13 protein-coding genes are annotated in these 14,879 nt (G+C 47.3%); 3 read left to right on the top strand and 10 right to left on the bottom strand.

The window, feature by feature from the left end; all coding sequences use genetic code 11:
- Positions 1-29: 29 nt before the first annotated feature.
- Positions 30-1,187, bottom strand: coding sequence for a tRNA guanosine(34) transglycosylase Tgt (tgt, locus tag FD961_RS08005; RefSeq protein ID WP_071466082.1), 1,158 nt, complete (start codon positions 1,185-1,187; stop codon positions 30-32).
- Positions 1,184-2,230, bottom strand: coding sequence for a tRNA preQ1(34) S-adenosylmethionine ribosyltransferase-isomerase QueA (gene queA / locus FD961_RS08000; RefSeq protein ID WP_215393393.1), 1,047 nt, complete (start codon positions 2,228-2,230; stop codon positions 1,184-1,186). Before queA ends, tgt begins: the two co-directional genes overlap by 4 nt.
- A gap of 30 nt (positions 2,231-2,260) precedes the next feature.
- On the opposite strand from queA, the gene recG reads away from it, so the two are divergent.
- Both recG and ubiA read left to right on the top strand, forming a co-directional pair.
- On the top strand, positions 2,261-4,330 hold the full coding sequence (gene recG, locus FD961_RS07995) for an ATP-dependent DNA helicase RecG (RefSeq protein WP_215393392.1): 2,070 nt from the start codon (positions 2,261-2,263) through the stop codon (positions 4,328-4,330).
- Positions 4,331-4,337: 7 nt separating this feature from the next.
- Complete coding sequence (gene ubiA / locus FD961_RS07990) at positions 4,338-5,201, top strand: 4-hydroxybenzoate octaprenyltransferase (RefSeq protein WP_215393391.1); 864 nt, start codon at positions 4,338-4,340, stop codon at positions 5,199-5,201.
- Here the strand turns inward: ubiA and proC are convergent.
- Genes proC through FD961_RS07965 form a run of 5 tightly spaced genes read right to left on the bottom strand, consistent with a single transcriptional unit; the run spans position 5,198 to position 10,731 of the window.
- The gene (proC, locus tag FD961_RS07985) at positions 5,198-6,067 is read right to left on the bottom strand and encodes a pyrroline-5-carboxylate reductase (RefSeq protein WP_215393390.1); all 870 of its coding nucleotides are present in this window, start codon (positions 6,065-6,067) and stop codon (positions 5,198-5,200) included. The two genes, ubiA and proC, sit on opposite strands and share 4 nt — an antisense overlap.
- Positions 6,064-6,789, bottom strand: a complete 726-nt coding sequence (locus FD961_RS07980; protein WP_215393389.1) for a YggS family pyridoxal phosphate-dependent enzyme — start codon at positions 6,787-6,789, stop codon at positions 6,064-6,066. The genes proC and FD961_RS07980 overlap by 4 nt, the downstream gene beginning before the upstream one ends.
- Positions 6,786-8,063 carry a glycolate oxidase subunit GlcF gene (gene glcF / locus FD961_RS07975; protein WP_215393388.1) on the bottom strand — a complete coding sequence of 426 codons (1,278 nt, stop codon included), beginning with the start codon at positions 8,061-8,063 and terminating at the stop codon, positions 6,786-6,788. The genes FD961_RS07980 and glcF overlap by 4 nt, the downstream gene beginning before the upstream one ends.
- 8 nt (positions 8,064-8,071) lie before the next feature.
- On the bottom strand, positions 8,072-9,226 hold the full coding sequence (gene glcE, locus FD961_RS07970) for a glycolate oxidase subunit GlcE (protein ID WP_215393387.1): 1,155 nt from the start codon (positions 9,224-9,226) through the stop codon (positions 8,072-8,074).
- Entirely contained in the window at positions 9,226-10,731 is a 1,506-nt protein-coding gene (locus tag FD961_RS07965; protein WP_215394405.1) for an FAD-linked oxidase C-terminal domain-containing protein, read from the bottom strand. Before FD961_RS07965 ends, glcE begins: the two co-directional genes overlap by 1 nt.
- A gap of 27 nt (positions 10,732-10,758) precedes the next feature.
- Here FD961_RS07965 and FD961_RS07960 point away from each other — a divergent pair, with 27 nt between their 5' ends.
- Entirely contained in the window at positions 10,759-11,328 is a 570-nt protein-coding gene (locus FD961_RS07960) for a cob(I)yrinic acid a,c-diamide adenosyltransferase (protein WP_215393386.1), read from the top strand.
- A 47-nt stretch (positions 11,329-11,375) separates the two neighbouring features.
- Here FD961_RS07960 and FD961_RS07955 read toward each other — a convergent pair whose 3' ends face one another.
- From FD961_RS07955 to FD961_RS07945, 3 genes are read right to left on the bottom strand one after another with little or no spacing between them, the layout of a single operon-like run.
- Complete coding sequence (locus FD961_RS07955; RefSeq protein WP_215393385.1) at positions 11,376-12,500, bottom strand: 3-deoxy-7-phosphoheptulonate synthase; 1,125 nt, start codon at positions 12,498-12,500, stop codon at positions 11,376-11,378.
- Between the two features lie 30 nt (positions 12,501-12,530).
- Positions 12,531-14,021 carry a metalloprotease TldD gene (gene tldD / locus FD961_RS07950; protein ID WP_251371358.1) on the bottom strand — a complete coding sequence of 497 codons (1,491 nt, stop codon included), beginning with the start codon at positions 14,019-14,021 and terminating at the stop codon, positions 12,531-12,533.
- 20 nt (positions 14,022-14,041) lie between these two features.
- The gene (locus FD961_RS07945; protein WP_251371255.1) at positions 14,042-14,875 is read right to left on the bottom strand and encodes a carbon-nitrogen hydrolase family protein; all 834 of its coding nucleotides are present in this window, start codon (positions 14,873-14,875) and stop codon (positions 14,042-14,044) included.
- Positions 14,876-14,879: the final 4 nt, after the last annotated feature.

The raw sequence follows: 14,879 nt of genomic DNA, 5'->3' as shown, positions 1-14,879 counted from the left end.
TTGAGGGGGTTAATCCCCCTCTGGGGCTGTTAATCCTGCCCGGGTTCGACGCCCCGCTGCCGATTAGCGTGAAATTCCTCACGATAGGCGCTAAAACGATCCTTGCTGAGGGCTTCCCTGACTTCAGTCATGAGTTGGAGGTAATAGGTCAAATTGTGGATGGTATTGAGTTGGGAGCCCAAGATCTCATTAGCCTTCTGGAGGTGATTTAAGTAGGATCTGGTGAAGTTCTGACAGGTATAGCAAGTGCAGGTAGGATCTAGTGGGCGATCATCGTCTTTATAGCCAGAATTACGTAGCTTGAGGTCCCCAAAGCGAGTGAATAACCAACCATTACGCGCATTGCGGGTAGGCATTACACAATCAAACATATCGATACCTAGGCTCACCCCCAACATTAAATCTTCAGGAGTGCCTACACCCATAAGGTAGTGCGGCATATGCTCTGGTAATTTAGGTGCCGTGAAATTGAGGATGCGCTCAAACTCTGGTTTTGGTTCGCCAACAGATAAGCCGCCAATGGCGATGCCGTCAAAACCCTGCTGACTCACTGCATCTAAAGAAAACTCGCGGAGGTTTTCAAACATCCCACCTTGAACAATGCCAAAGAGTCCATTACCAGTATTGAGTTCTCTAAAACGTTTGAGTGAGCGATCACCCCAGCGCAATGACATCTCCAAGGAGGCACGTGCCGTTTTCTCTGATGTAGGTTGACCCTTTATCTCGTAAGGGGTGCATTCATCAAATTGCATGGCTATATCACTATTTAATACCGCCTGAATTTCCATCGACACTTCAGGGGACATAAAAAGTTTGTCGCCATTAATTGGTGAAGCAAAAGTGACGCCCTCTTCAGAGATCTTACGTAGTGCTCCTAAGCTAAATACCTGAAAGCCGCCAGAGTCAGTCAAGATAGGTTTATCCCATCCCATGAAGCGATGTAAGCCACCATGTTTTTTAATGACATCTAAGCCTGGGCGCAACCAAAGATGAAACGTGTTCCCTAAAATAATTTGTGCTTTGGCCTCATGAAGATCGCGCGGTGTCATCGCTTTCACAGTGCCATACGTTCCCACTGGCATAAAGATCGGTGTTTGCACGCTGCCATGTGGCAGATCAAGCTGACCAAGACGCGCAGGACTTTGGGAGTCGCGCGCCAAGATATTAAAGTGAACGGGTTTGGTCATGGCTTTGTATTCTCAAGTCGACTCAGAAACATCGCATCCCCATAACTGAAGAAACGATATTTTTGATGAATGGCATGTTGATAAGCAGTGCGGATATTGTCCATACCCGCAAAGGCGCTCACCAACATTAATAAAGTAGATTTTGGTAGATGAAAGTTAGTTAGCAAACAATCTACCGTTTTAAATTGAAATCCCGGAGTAATAAATAGATTCGTCTCGCCGCTTGTTTGAGCTGTTGCTGCATGGCTCTCTAAGGCTCGCAAGCTGGTAGTACCAACAGCAACAATTCTTCCACCATTACGCTTAGTTTGTTCAATGGCTTGTAAGGTGGCCTCTGGAATGGAGAACCATTCGTAATGCATTTTGTGTTTTGATAAATCTTCTTCGCGAACTGGTGTGAAGGTTCCAGCCCCAACATGTAGAGTCACGGTGGCTTGTTCAACACCTGCAGTATGGAGTTGTTGAAGAATGTTCTCATCAAAATGAAGGCCTGCGGTTGGCGCTGCAACTGCTCCAGGATTCTTGGCGACAACAGTTTGATAGCGCTGCGCATCTTCACCATCGGGTTGATGTTCAATATAGGGTGGTAAAGGTAGTTCACCAAAACGCTCAAGTAAGGCAAATACATTCTCGGGAAACTGGACTTCATAAAAGCGCCCGTCATAACCAATCATTTCAACAGGAAATGTTTCGCCCGCTTGGTTGTGGATATGAACGGTGGAACCAGTCTTAGGCACTTTGGAGGCGCGGATTTGGACCCAAGCTTGTTTATCACCGCTAATGCGCTCAATGAGGAGTTCGACATTGCCGCCAGTCTCTTTTTTCCCATGCAGTCGGGCCGGAATCACCTTGGTATCGTTAAATACCAATAAGTCCCCTGGCTTAATCAGGTTGAGAATGTCTTTAAACTGGCGATCTAGTAACTGGACGTGATTTCCCCCCTCAGCCTTCACCTCTAAGAGGCGGCTATCGGTTCTATTCGCCAAGGGGTGTTGGGCGATTAGTTCGGGTGGAAGTTCGTAATTGAAGTCGGAAAGTTGCATAGCATTACCATCAGGTATTAGATTTTAACGATGACTACTAAGCAAGCGCCAAACACACTCCAAAAAATGGGTTTAGATAGCCCAATGGCCCTTGCTTTGCATCTTCCATCCCGTTATGAAGATGAGACTGAGTTGCTCACTATTGAAGAAAGCCTCCTTCAGGGACGTTTCAGCTCAGTGCAGACGCAGGGTATTGTCATTCGTAATCAGGTCCTCTTTCGTCCCAGAAGGCAGATGCTGGTAACTATTGAGGATGATTCAGAGACCCTAAACCTTCGTTTTCTCAATTTCTACCCTAGTCAGCAAAAGCAAATGGCCGTTGGCGCACATATTCGTGTGCGGGGAGATGTACGCGAAGGATTTCAGGGGCCTGAGATGGTTCATCCAACAGTTCGTGCGGTGACTCCAGATGCGCCATTACCAATGAGCTTGACCCCAGTCTACCCAGCAAGCGCTGGAGTATCGCAAACAGTCATTCGTAAGGCGGTTACTCAAGCAATGCGTGATCCAAGTTTGCGAGATAGTTTGGCGGAGTTCCTACCTAAAAAACTCATGGCAGAGCTACTACCAAGTAATGAATGGCCCAACTTGCAGACTGCAATTACTTACTTGCATCAACCACCGGCAGATGCTAATACAAATGCCTTGCTAGAGCGCACACATCCCGCTTGGCGTCGCGTCCAATTTGAAGAACTCCTAGCGCAACAAATTTCTTTAAAGCGGGCACATGCTATTCGTAGAGAGCGACATGCACCCAGTTTTGCTGAGCAAACTGTGGGTAGCAACAGCTTGGAGGCGGGATTGATCAAGGCGTTGCCTTTTCAATTAACTAGCGCCCAGACACGTGTTTGGGATGAAATTAGCAAGGATCTCTCCAAGTCCTTTCCTATGAATCGCCTGCTTCAGGGCGACGTGGGTAGCGGCAAGACTGTGGTGGCTGCTTTGGCAGCAGCACGAGTGATGGATTATGGCTACCAGGCTGCAGTGATGGCGCCTACTGAGATTTTGGCTGAGCAGCACTATCTCAAAATGAAGGAGTGGTTTGAGCCCTTAGGAGTCGAAGTCGCTTGGCTATCAGGTAGTCTAAAAGCAAAAGAAAAAAGGCTTGCTCAAGAGAAGATTGAAAGTGGTAGCGCTCAACTCATTATTGGTACGCATGCCTTGATTCAGGAGAACGTACGGTTTGCTAAGTTAGGCCTTGCGGTAATTGATGAGCAGCATCGCTTTGGAGTACGTCAGCGTTTAGAGATTCAGCAGCGCGTTGGCTCAGAGCTGTTTTACTGCCATCAACTGATGATGTCCGCCACCCCAATTCCACGTACATTGGCAATGACCTACTACGCTGACTTAGATGTGTCAGTAATTGATGAATTACCTCCTGGACGCAAGCCTATCGCTACCAAAGTAGTCAAGGCTAGTCGTCGTGATGAGGTGATTGCTGGATTGCAGAGCTGGCTATCCAAAGGCTTACAGGCCTATTGGGTATGCCCATTGATTGAAGAGTCAGAAGCATTGCAATTACAAACTGCTGTAGAGAGTTTTGAGCAATTAACCCAAGCCTTGCCAGAATTTAAAGTGGGTCTAGTACATGGACGCCTTAAAGCAGATGAAAAAGCCGCTGTGATGGCGGCCTTTAAGACAAATGAAATTCAATTGCTAGTAGCTACTACCGTAATAGAAGTTGGTGTGGACGTTCCTAATGCAGCGCTGATGGTAATTGAGCATGCTGAACGTTTTGGGTATGCTCAAATTCACCAATTACGGGGGCGTGTGGGTCGCGGATCGGCAGATTCAGTCTGTATCTTGATGTATGCAGAACCCTTATCACTTGCCGCCAAAGAGCGTTTACAAACCTTACGCGAGACATCGGATGGTTTTGTCATTGCTGAGCGAGATTTATCTCTACGTGGTCCTGGTGAATTATTGGGGGCCAAGCAGTCAGGCGATGCCATGCTGCGCTTTGTGGATCTCCAGCGAGATGCTTGGTTGATTGAGTTGGCTCAGCAAGCTGCCGATCGTCTATTGGCTGATCATGGCGACATTGTCGAGCGTCATTTAGAGCGCTGGCTGGGGTCTAGAGCAGAATTTCTGAAGGCATAATTCGGCTATGCCTCTGAAAGATCGCCTTAAAGCCTACGCTTATCTCATTCGCTTAGATAAGCCGATTGGCACACTCCTTCTTTTATGGCCTACGCTCTGGGCGCTTTGGTTGGCAAGCTCCGGAATCCCTGACCTAGAAACCTTATTCATTTTTGTGGTTGGCACGTTTCTGATGAGAAGTGCAGGTTGCGCCATCAATGATTATGCTGATCGTGACTTTGATCGTCACGTGCAGAGGACTCAGGGGCGTCCTGTTACTAGTGGAAAAATTTCTGGGAAAGAGGCGGTTGCCGTAGCGGCTTGCTTAGCGCTGATTGCTTTTTTATTGATACAGCCACTTAATGCCTTCACAAAGCAACTTTCAGTGCTCGCACTATTGATTGCTTTTATCTATCCCTTTACTAAACGCTTCTTTGCAATGCCACAAGCAGTCCTTGGCATTGCTTTTGGCTTTGGTATTCCTATGGCCTATGCAGCAGTTCTGAACTACATTCCCTTCGAGGCTTGGATTTTATTTGGAGGCAATATTTTTTGGGCAATTGCTTATGACACTGCATATGCAATGGTGGATCGTGAAGATGATTTACGACTAGGATTGCGTACGTCTGCAATTACTTTCGGTAAATATGAGGTGCTCGCGATTGGTCTGAGCTACGCTGTGTTGTTCCTTAGTCAGTTGTGGGTAGCAGCACTGGCAGAACTTGGCAATTACTTTTTAGTTGGATGGGTGATGGCCTTAGCCTGTGCGATCTATCACCTCAAACTCGTTTCCACCAGGAAGCGGGAAGAGTGTTTTCTAGCCTTCCGTCATAACAACTGGTTGGGCGGGTTTTTATTCCTAGGAATTGTGTTGGGGCTCAGTCTGAATTAGCTTTGACCTAGCTCATCGCCCATGGCTTTGCCACGCTGACTGGCAGCATCAATCGCTTTTTCTAAGATCTCATGCCAGCCATGTTGTTTCATCACCTCAAGAGCAGCAGCGGTAGTGCCGCCTTTAGAGGTAACGCGTTCGCGTAAGATGCCCGCATGTTCATCTGAGTTATGCGCTAGCTGGGTGGCGCCTTCAAGAGTGGCGTAAGCTAATTGACGAGCAGTTTGCGCATCTAGCCCAAGTTTTTCCCCAGCAGATTGCATAGCTTCCAAGAATGCAAATACATACGCAGGGCCGCTACCAGATACTGCTGTAACGGCATCCATCAATTTTTCTTCAGAAACCCAAACCGCTTGACCAACGGCATTACAAATAGTTTCTGCTAGAGCGCGATCAGGTTCATTGACTGCGGCATCTGCAAATAGGCCGGTAATACCTTTGCCAATGAGTGCGGGAGTATTGGGCATAGCACGTACGCATCGAGTATGGTCTAGCCAGCGACTCATATCTTTTAAGCGAATACCTGCAGCAATGCTCAAAATAAGTGGACCAGGAGCGCTTGCATGCTTAAGCTTAGAGGCTAGGCCTTTAGCAACCACATTAAAGTCTTGTGGTTTGATGGCCATGACAAGCACATTATTTTTTGAAAAATCAAATGCAATTTGCTCTAAGGCAGCAATACCTTGCACCCCAAAATCTTCATGTAGTTTTAGAGCGGTGGACGCGTTTGCTTCAACTACTGAGATTTGGTTAGGCTCAAATCCATTAGCCAGAAGGCCGCTAATTAATGCGCGACCCATATTGCCACCACCAATAAAGGTGATGTGTGCATTACTGTTGATTTGCATATTATTTTGTTGACTCATTTAGTAATCTTATCGCGCTTCCCAAAAATAGCTGTTCCAACTCGCACCATAGTGCTACCTTCGGCTATCGCCGACTCTAAATCATCAGACATTCCCATTGATAGGGTGTCAAAGAATTGATAGGCTGGGTCAAGCAAATGGCTCGATTGAATGCGCATAAAGCAGTTACGCACAGCCGCAAACGCCTCACGCTGGACTTGGGGGTCTGGGTTTGGTGCAGGTATTGCCATTAAGCCTCTGAGGACTACGTTTGGTAATTTGCTGACTGCATTACAGAGGGTCTCTGCTTCGGCAAGTGCTACACCACTTTTGCTGTCCTCTTCACTTACGTTTACTTGCACACAAAGTTGCAATTCCGGAAGATTTGGAAACTCGCCACGTTGGGCAGATAAACGCTCAGCAATTTTTAGACGATCTACGCTATGTACCCAGTCAAAATGCTCAGCAACTTCTCTAGTCTTATTGCTTTGGAGTGGCCCAATAAAGTGCCAGACTAACCAAGGACGCAGCTTTTCGAGCTGAGTAATTTTTTCAACTGCTTCTTGCACATAGTTTTCGCCAAACGCAGACTGACCAGCATGCATTGCTTCTTCGATAGCTGATGCAGGAAAGGTCTTACTGACGGCCAGCAGTTCAATTTCTTCAGGCTCCCGCTTGGCAGCTAAGGCGGCTAGCTCAATGCGCTCTTTAACTTGAATCAGATTAAAAATAAGAGAGCTCATTGAGTCTTGGTTTGCTTCCCAATCAGTTGGTCCACGATTTCAATCCAGTGTAGTACGGGTGTGTCGTCTTGCTGGAGATGGGTGATACAGCCAATATTCCCGGAGACGATGACTTCAGCGCCAGATTCCTCGCAGGCAGCATTAAGGTGAGTCAATTTATTCTTACGCAATTGCTCCGAAAGCTCTGGTTGCGTTACAGAGTAGGTGCCTGCAGAGCCACAGCATAGATGGCTGTCATTACATAGGCGTACACCGATACCTAAACCGGAAAGCAAGGCCTCCACTTTTCCGCGGATCTGTTGACCGTGTTGCAATGTGCAGGGTGGATGATAAACAACGCCTGGTTTTTGATCGGAGCCAATCAATTGAACTAACTCATTTTGTAATGAGGGCAAAATCTCTGCGATGTCTTTGGTGAGATCTGAAATTTTCCTAGCCTTAGCTGCATAAGTGGGATCATCGGCAAGTAGATGGCCATAATCTTTCACCATCACTCCACAGCCAGAGGCGGTCATCACAATCGCTTCAACGCCATCTTCAACTATTGGCCACCATGCATCAATATTTTGTCGGGCATTTTCGAGGCCACCCACTTGATCATTTAGGTGATAACGCAAAGCTCCGCAACAAGTAGCGTTTGTTGCACTAATCAGTTGGATTTTTAGGGCGTCTAGAACTCTTGCAGTTGCTGAATTGATATTGGGCAACATGCCCGGTTGAACGCAACCCTCAAGAATGAGCATCTTGCGCGCATGTTGGGTATTTGGCCTAGCATAGGGATCGGTTGCTTGATTCAAGGCCTTATTCTTGGCAAGTGGAATCTTGCGCTTGATGCCACTTGGCATCAGTGGGCGCACCAAGCGACCCAATGTCATTGCCGAATTAAATAATGCCGGCTTTGTTAAGCCCTCCTTAAGAGCCCAGCGCGTTAAGCGCTCTCGTAGGGGGCGAGCTGGGGTATTTTCTTCGGCCCATTTGCGGCCAATATCTACCAGATTCCCATATTGCACACCACTAGGGCAGGTGCTTTCGCAATTGCGACAGGTTAGGCAGCGATCCAAATGTAGGCGCGTCTTTTCAGTTGGCGCTTGTCCTTCTGCCATTTGTTTAATTAAATAGATGCGACCCCGGGGGCCATCAAGCTCATCGCCTAACAGTTGATAAGTTGGGCAAGTAGCAGTACAAAAACCGCAGTGAACACACTTGCCTAGAATACGGGCTGCCTCTATACCTTCAGGTGTATTGGCAAATTGAGGAGCGAGTTGAGTTTGCATAGAAAAACTTATGGAAGACGTTTAGTGGCAAATACACCGGCTGGATCAAATGCAGATCTCAGGCGTGCTTGTACTGCTTCAAGGGCTTTGGAGTGGGCTTGTTCGCTGAGTAAAGTAAAGCGCTCAAAAGAGGGATTCACATTGGCGCCTTGCCTAAAGCGAGTCGCATGACCACCATGGCTATTGGCTAGTTTCTTGATAGACGTAAATGTTGTTTCATCACCGGCAGCTTTAATCCAACGTTGCTGACCATGCCATTCGAGAACAACATCATTGCTCGAGTTTGGAATGGTTAAGGGCCCACATGCTGCCGGTAGCGCCAGACGATAGAGGGTTTGATCAGCGCCCAGGTTATTGAAAGACGATAATCTTTGCTCACGTAAATCATTCCAAAATGTTTCTGCAGTTTCTGCAGAAATTTCATGAGCGTTAACGAGTGAGCTCATCAATGGAATAGCCGCCTTAACTGCAGCCGCAGCTCCTGCCAAACGAATCGTCAACTCACCATCAGCATCTTTGTCATTACCAATCCAACAGCTAGCTGAGAGTGGTAGAGGCTGACCAGCCCATTCATTTAGGACCTTCAATGCAGCCCCTTGTGAGATTTGACAGCGCAGAGTTACTGTTGCTGCTGGCTTTGGCAATACCTTGACGGATGCTTCAAGCAATAAAGAAAGCGTTCCCATAGATCCTGGCAGCAAACGAGAAACATCATAGCCTGCGACGTTCTTCATGACTTTGCCGCCAAAGGCGAGGTCTTGACCTTTGCCGTCAAGGATCCGAGCACCCAAAACGAAGTCGCGGAAATTGCCAACGCTGATTCGGCCAGGCCCAGCAAGTCCTGCGGCAATTGCGCCACCAAAAGTAGCCTGCTCACCAAAGTGAGGCGGCTCAAAAGCAAGCACTTGATTCTTTTCTTTAAGCGCGGCTTCAATTTCTTTAAGGGGTGTGCCTGCACAAGCAGTGATTACCAGCTCTTCAGGTTGGTATTCCAAAATGCCTGCATAAGAGCGAGTATCTAATTTTTCAAACTGATTAGGGTTGCCATACCAATCCTTTGTGCCACCACCTTCAATGGAAAGCGGTGTATTGGTCTTGGCAGCATTTAGGATCTGTTCACGGAATGCGTTGATCTGGGGGTTGCTTGAATTGGAGCTAGTCATTAGAAGCGCTCCAATTCAGGATGGGGCAGCTTGCCGCCACTAATGCGCATACGGCCGTATTCCGCACAACGGCTCAGCGTCGGAATGGCTTTATCTGGGTTGAGGAGTTTCTCTGGATCAAATGCAGCCTTAACGCCCCAGAACGATTCACGCTCACCTTCACCAAACTGCACACACATAGAATTAATTTTCTCAATACCAACGCCGTGTTCGCCAGTAATCGTGCCGCCTAACTCCACACAGGCTTCTAGAATTTCTGTGCCGAATTCTTCAGCGCGATGCCACTCTTCTTGATCGGCGCCATTAAACAGAATGAGTGGATGCATATTGCCATCGCCTGCATGGAAAACATTGAGACAGCCAAGACCATACTTTTCTTCCATATCCTGAATGCGTTTAAGTAAGGTGGCAATATGACGCCGTGGAATCGTGCCATCCATGCAGTAGTAGTCAGGCGCTAGGCGACCTGCTGCAGGGAATGCATTCTTACGACCACTCCAAAATTTCAAGCGCTCAACCTCATCCTTAGAGATCTGAATTCCACTTGCACCTGCTTGTTCAAGCACTTTAGTCATGCGTTCAATTTCTTCAGCAACTTCTTCTGGGGTGCCATCAGATTCACACAACAAAATAGCTGCTGCATCTAGGTCATAGCCTGCATGAACAAATTCTTCTACTGCGCGAGTAGTGGCTTTATCCATCATCTCTAAGCCCGCAGGAATAATGCCGGCAGCAATGATGGCGGCAACGGCATTGCCACCTTTTTCAATATCATCAAAGCTGGCCATGATGACGCGCGCCAGTTTTGGTTTAGCAACTAATTTGACAGTCACTTCAGTAACTACGGCGAGCATGCCTTCGCTACCCATCATGATGGCAAGTAAATCTAATCCTGGAGAGTCGGGCGCCAAGCTACCAAACTCGATGATCTCGCCATTCATGAGAACACCGCGAACTCGCAAAACGTTATGCAGGGTTAATCCATACTTTAGACAATGCACGCCACCAGAGTTCTCGTTGACGTTGCCGCCGATCGAACATGCAATTTGTGACGATGGGTCTGGTGCGTAATACAAGCCTAAGTGACCTACTGCTTCAGAGATGGCTAAATTACGAACACCAGGCTGTACTACCGCGGTACGGGTAAATGGATCAATACTCAAAATCTTTTTGAGTTTGGCAAGTGACAGCACCAAACCCTGTGACAAGGGCATGGCACCACCGGAGAGGCCCGTTCCGGATCCACGAGGTACTACTGGAATTGCCATCTCAAAGCAAACCTTCAGAATCTGGGCAACTTGCTCTTCAGTTTCTGGCAGAGCTACTGCTAATGGCATGCGCCGATATGCTGCCAAACCATCGCATTCATAGGGAATCGTGTCTTCAGGCTCCCAAAGCAAGGCATGCTCAGGGAGTATCGGTCGTAGAGCCGAAACAAGTTTGGTCTGAAGGGCGCTAATAGCGGCCAAATCGGGGGGCGGGGTCACCATATTCATAACAATCATTTTAGCCATTTACCTATAATTAGGCTCATGGGAAATCGACTATCAAAAATCGCTACTAGAACGGGCGATGCTGGCATGACCGGTCTTGGAGACGGAAGTCGCGTTGAAAAGGATCATTTACGCATTTGCGCCATGGGTGACGTTGATGAGCTCAATTCTGAAATCGGCGTTTTGATGACCGAAGAGATCCCTCAAGGCATTGCCGAAGAGTTAAAAGCCCTCTTTTTGCAGATTCAGCATGATTTATTTGATTTGGGTGGCGAGCTTTGCATTCCCAACTACAAGCTGCTCAATCCAGATCACGTCTCTCAATTGGATGTTTGGCTTGAAAAATACAATCAGCAGTTACCGCCTTTGACAGAATTTATTCTTCCCGGTGGTACACGTGCCGCTGCACAAGCACATGTATGCCGCACAGTTTGCAGAAGAGCAGAGCGCTCAATTGTGCGTTTAGGTTGGGAAGAGCCTTTGTATGATTCGCCTCGTCAATACGTCAATCGTTTATCCGATCTACTCTTTGTGTTGTCACGCATTCTGAATCGTGCTGCAGGTGGTACAGACGTATTGTGGAAGCACGAAAAAAAAGAGACTAAATAAATTAGTCTCTTTCAGTAGGATGGCTAATTTAATTTAGCAACAGCACATCACTTTTTCTGGCTTCTGCGTTTCTTGACTGCAGCCGCAAGTCGTTCGAGCACTTGAACAGAATCATCCCAATTAATACAGGCATCGGTAATGCTCTTGCCGTATTCGAGCTTGCTTGGATCATCTTTACCAGGCGTGAACTTTTGAGCGCCGTCATTTAGATGGCTCTCTACCATGACACCGAAAATCTGATGTGAACCGGACTCAATTTGCTGAGCAACATCATCAGCCACAATGATTTGGCGCTCATGTTTTTTACTTGAATTGGCATGTGACAAATCAACCATCAAACTGCCTGGAAGCTTGGAGGCTTCTAGCTCAGCGCAGGCTGCTTGAACAAACTGAGCCTCGTAATTTGGCTCTTTACCGCCGCGCAAAATAACGTGACAGTCTTTATTGCCCTTAGTTTCAACAACCGATACTTGACCATTTTTATGAACAGATAAAAAGTGGTGTGGACGACCCGCAGCCTGAATAGCATCGGTTGCAATTTTGATATTCCCATCGGTACCATTCTTGAATCCAATCGGTGCAGATAAACCAGAAGCGAGTTCACGATGAACTTGACTTTCGGTTGTGCGTGCACCAATAGCACCCCAAGAAATGAGGTCAGCAATGTATTGCGGAGAAATGACGTCCAAGAATTCACTGCCCGCTGGCATACCAAGGCGATTAATTTCCATGAGGACTTGACGAGCCAGACGCAGGCCTTCTTCAATACGGTAGGACTCATCGAGGTAAGGATCGTTAATCAACCCTTTCCAGCCAACCGTAGTGCGTGGTTTCTCAAAGTAGACACGCATCACGATTTCGAGTTCACCTGCAAAGCGGGTACGCTCTGCTAAAAGACGTTGGCAGTATTCCAATGCAGCTTTGGGGTCATGAATCGAGCAAGGTCCAATGATGACGAGTAAGCGGTCATCCTTGCCATGAATAATGTCGCGAATTTTTTGGCGAGTTTTACTGATGAGCGATTCTGTCGGTGTTCCAGAGATTGGAAAAAACCGAATCAAATGCTCTGGCGGTGGCAGAACAGTAATGTTATCAATGCGTTGATCGTCGGTATCAGACGTTTTATCAACGGCGGAGTACCAATTAGCGGGATTAGTATTTTGTTGGCTCATACGGCTATTTTAAGCCGTAATTAAGCCGTCTTAGGCTGTTCCGCCAACAGTCAGGCTATCAATCCTTAAAGTAGGCTGTCCAACCCCTACCGGTACACTTTGGCCTTCTTTGCCGCAAACCCCAATTCCGCCGTCTAATTTAAGGTCGTTACCGATCATGGAGACCTGTTTTAAGGACTCTGGACCGCTACCGATAATCGTGGCGCCTTTGACGGGGTATTGAATTTTTCCGTTTTCTACCCAATAGGCTTCGGAGGCAGAAAAGACAAATTTGCCGCTAGTGATATCCACTTGGCCGCCGCCAAAATTGACCGCATATAGACCTCGTTTAATGCTTGCCACAATTTCTTGGGGATTGTCTTTGCCGGCCAGCATATAAGTATTTGTCATGCGGGGCATTGGTAAGGAAGCAAAACTCTCACGGCGTCCATTGCCTGTGAGTGGCATCTTCATCAGACGTGCATTCAGGCTATCTTGAATATAGCCCTTCAAGATTCCATCTTCAATCAAGGTAGTGCACTGTGTAGGCGTGCCTTCGTCATCAATATTGAGCGAGCCTCTACGTCCAGACAATGTGCCATCATCAACTACAGTGACACCTTTAGCGGCAACACGTTGGCCGATGCAACCAGCAAAAGCAGAAGATCCCTTTCGATTGAAGTCACCCTCAAGACCATGTCCTACTGCTTCATGTAAAAGCACGCCTGGCCAACCTGGACCCATGACTACGGTCATTGGGCCTGCGGGTGCTGGTCGTGATCCAAGATTAACTAAAGCTCCATCTACAGCTTCATCAACATAGCGATTAATTAACTCAGTATCAAAGTAAAGGTAGTCGTGACGTGCGCCACCACCAGAGGAGCCAGATTCACGGCGACCATTTTGTTCGGCAATCACGTGAACTGAGACGCGAACGAGGGGGCGAATATCTGCCGCAAGAAGACCATCTGCTCTTGCTACTAAAACAACATCAAACTCACCAGCAAGACTAGCCATGACTTGAATGATGCGAGGGTCTCGTGCTTTTGCGCGACGCTCAATGCTTTCTAGTAGAGCAATTTTTTCATTTGGCTGTAATGAGTCTAGAGGATTGAGATCAGAGTACAGCTTGTTAGATAGCGGGTTAAATAGCTTGCTGGCTACTGCTCTCTTGCCACCTTCGGGGCCGATCACACGAGTTGCTTTTGCTGCTTTATTTAAAGCCTCTAGATTAATTTCATCTGAGTAAGCAAATGCCGTTTTATCACCATAAATGGCCCGCACCCCAACGCCTTGGTCAATATTGAAGCTGCCAGATTTCACAATACCTTCTTCAAGGCTCCAGCTTTCGCTGCGAGTATGTTGAAAATATAAATCAGCATCATCCAAGCGATGCGTAAACATATTGCCAAAAGTGCGGTGTAAATCTTGCTCGGATAGTCCGGTTGGTTCAAGCAAGATGGACTTGGCTAATTTAATGAGGTCTGCTTGCTTTTTGGCTTTTGTCAAATTGGCAGGAAATAGTGCTTCTGGTGCATTCATGTGATTCGGCAAATCTTTCATTAAAGCTTGCGGTGTGCAAGTGCAGGTAACTGAGAGCGTACCTCGTTTAATTTATCTTTGCTTAAAGTCCCTGAGATAAAGCCTTCCCCCTCAGGGAGGTCTGCCAATATCGCCCCCCAAGGGTCAATCAGCATGCTGTGGCCCCAAGTGCGGCGTTGATTGGGATGTATGCCCCCTTGTGCCGAGGATAAGACGTAGCATTGATTTTCAATGGCACGAGCACGTAGCAAAATTTCCCAGTGGGCTTTGCCTGTTGTGTAAGTAAACGCCGCTGGAATAATATGGCAATCCACTGGACCCATCGCACGATACAGTTCTGGAAAACGGAGGTCATAACAAATGCTCAGACCAAAAGTCCAGTCTTCATTGTTGTGATGGATTTTGAGAAGTTGGGGAGCATTGCCCGCTTCAATGGTCTCAGACTCTTGATAGCGCTCTGCTTTGGTTTGAAAGCCAAAAAGATGAATCTTGTCGTAACGCCCAATTTGTTTGCCGCTGGGATCGTAGCTCAGCATGGTATTTAGCACCTTGCCTGGATCTTTTGTTTCTAGTGGAATAGTGCCAGCCACCAAATAAATCTGATTATCTTCAGCAAAACTTGCTAGCTGTTCTTGAATTGGACCGCTACCAAGTGCTTCGCGAGCAGCAACTTTGTCAGTATCCTTTAGCCCCATTAAGCAAAAATATTCCGGAAGCACTACCAATTGAGCCCCATCTTTGGCCGAAGCGTCAATGAGTCTCCTAGCCGTATTGAGATTTTCCTGAATGTCTGGACTGGAAACCATCTGAATAGAGGCTATTTTCAGTTCTGCCGAGTTCATAGGTTTACTCATCTCA

This window comes from Polynucleobacter sp. TSB-Sco08W16 (assembly GCF_018687455.1).
GTDB lineage: Bacteria > Pseudomonadota > Gammaproteobacteria > Burkholderiales > Burkholderiaceae > Polynucleobacter.
The sequence above is the reverse complement of the archived record's forward strand: the minus strand, read 5'-3'. Positions and strand labels throughout refer to the sequence as shown.